Raw genomic sequence first — 2,071 nt, 5'->3', positions numbered from 1 at the left:
TGTTTCGTTTGGGGCTCCGCCCCGCGTCCAGCTATGGTTCCAGTTCGCCGGTTCGGCTGCCAGCAGCCGGCGGGTGTAGGGATGCGCTGGATTCTGTAGAACCGCCGCAGCCGGGCCTGATTCTACGATGTGGGCGTTTTTCATCACCAGGACGTCGCCGCCGAGTTCGCGCGCAAGATCCAGGTCGTGGGTGATGGTGATCAGAATGCCGCCGCCGTCAACGTGCCGTTGCAGAAGGGAAGCCAGCTCGGCGCGGGCATGTTCGTCCAGGCCCTTGGATGGTTCATCGGCTATCAGCACCCGGGCGTTGCCAATGGTGGCTGCGGCGAACGCGACCCGTTGGGCCATGCCGCCCGAGAGGGTGTGCGGGAATGCCTCGGCTGCCGGTCCCAGTCCGAGGGCGCCCAGCAGCTTGGTTGCTGTGTGCCGTGCTGCCCGTTTGTCGCTGTTGAACGTGCCGGCGCCCTCGGCCACTTGTTCCCGGGCGCGCATTGTGGGGTCAAGGGCGAGTACGGGTTCCTGGGGCAGGAGGGACATGGTCCGGCCCCACAGGCTGCGCCGGTTTGTCCGGTCCTCCAGGTCGTATGTCCTGCTGTCCATGTACAGGCTGCCCCGCGCCGTGAGGTTCGCCGGGAGGGTTCCCATGATTGCGTGGGCCAGCAGCGACTTTCCCGAACCGCTTTCGCCGACGATCGTGACCGGCCGTCCGCTCTCGAAGGTGAGGCCGGCGACGTCGGCCAGGACTTTGTCTGCGCAGGTTACCGTCAGGTTGTTTACGCGCATGCTCATCGGTGGGCCTCCTTGCTCCGCAGGCTGAGGAGCCCGGTCAGTATCGTGGTGAGGATCAGGACGGGGGCGAGGGACATCCAGGGAGCCTCGTGGTAGTACGGGAACGCCTCGGTAATCATTAGCCCCAGTTCCGGGGTGGGCGGGCGGACGCCAACGCCGACGAATCCAAGTGTGGAGAGTGCGAGGATCGAGGATCCGATGCCGAAGGTGGCCATGGCCGTGAGCAGGGGCCGCAGTTCGGGCCAGAGGTGACGGCGCATGATGTGAGCGGTACCCAGTTTGAGCATGCCGGCTGCCTCGACGGCCGGCCCGGCGAGCAGCACTCCGCTGCGGGCGCGCACCATCCGGAAATATTCCACCCACTGCGCCATGGCCAGCCCCAGATATAGGGTCCACAGGTCACCGTTGGCCATGGCAGAGAACATGAGGACGACGAGGAGGGCGGGAAGTGCGATGAACGCCTCGGACAGACCGTGGAGGAGCGTGTCAATCCAGCCTCCCCGCCAGGCCGCAAGGATGCCTGCAAGTGTTCCGGCGAGCAGGGCGGTCGCCACGCACAGAACGGCCATCAGCAAGGATAGCTGCGTGGCGTGGGCCAGGCGGGCGATGACGCTCCTCCCCAGATGGTCGCGGCCCAGCGGTTCAGCAAGGCTGGGTGCTTGCAGGAACCGGGACAGGTCTTGGGAGGCGTGGTCGGGCCACACCAGCGGGCCGGCGATGGCGAAGAGCACCAGCATGGCCAGCAGGGCCGTGGCCATGAGCTGGACGGCGCTGACCCCCGCGGCGGTGCCTGGCCTGGCTGCAGCAAAGGAGGTGCTCACAGGACGACCTCCCGGTGGCGGGGACGGGGATCGAGGGCAAGTGCGCCCAGGTCCACGGCGGTGTTGAGGGCGACCACGAGGAGTGCCAGGGCCAGCGCAGTTGCCTGGATCATGGGAAGGTCGCGCCAGAAGATGGCGTGCACAAGGGCGTGTCCCAACCCCGGCCAGGCGAAGAGGCTTTCGACAATGACGACACCTTCGACGAGGATCAGCATCTGCACTCCGACGTAGGAAATCAACGTGACGCCGGTATTCCTGAGGATGTGGCGGAGGAAAACCATCCGGCCGCCGAGTCCTTTGGTTGCCGCGAACCGGACATAGTCTGATTGCCGGACGTCTGCGACCGCGTCGCGGGTCACCCGGGCAAAGAGCCCGGAGAGTCCGACGGCGAGTGTCGCGGCAGGGAGCACGATGCTGCGGGTTTCGCCGTGGCCCGCCGCTGGCAGCACGCCAAGGTGAAC

3 protein-coding genes are annotated in these 2,071 nt (G+C 66.6%); all 3 read right to left on the bottom strand.

What is annotated here, in order from left to right:
* Positions 1-789: ATP-binding cassette domain-containing protein (locus AC3A3W_RS00015; protein WP_487439848.1), on the bottom strand; the 789-nt coding region annotated here is incomplete at its 3' end.
* On the bottom strand, positions 786-1,610 hold the full coding sequence (locus AC3A3W_RS00010) for an ABC transporter permease (RefSeq protein ID WP_487439847.1): 825 nt from the start codon (positions 1,608-1,610) through the stop codon (positions 786-788). The genes AC3A3W_RS00015 and AC3A3W_RS00010, both read right to left, overlap by 4 nt.
* Positions 1,607-2,071 (bottom strand): ABC transporter permease subunit (locus AC3A3W_RS00005; RefSeq protein WP_487439846.1); only part of this gene is annotated, 465 nt, incomplete at its 5' end. The genes AC3A3W_RS00005 and AC3A3W_RS00010, both read right to left, overlap by 4 nt.

It is taken from the genome of Arthrobacter sp. Soil_N43 (genome assembly GCF_057655195.1).
This window is presented reverse-complemented; position numbering and strand designations above follow the sequence as displayed.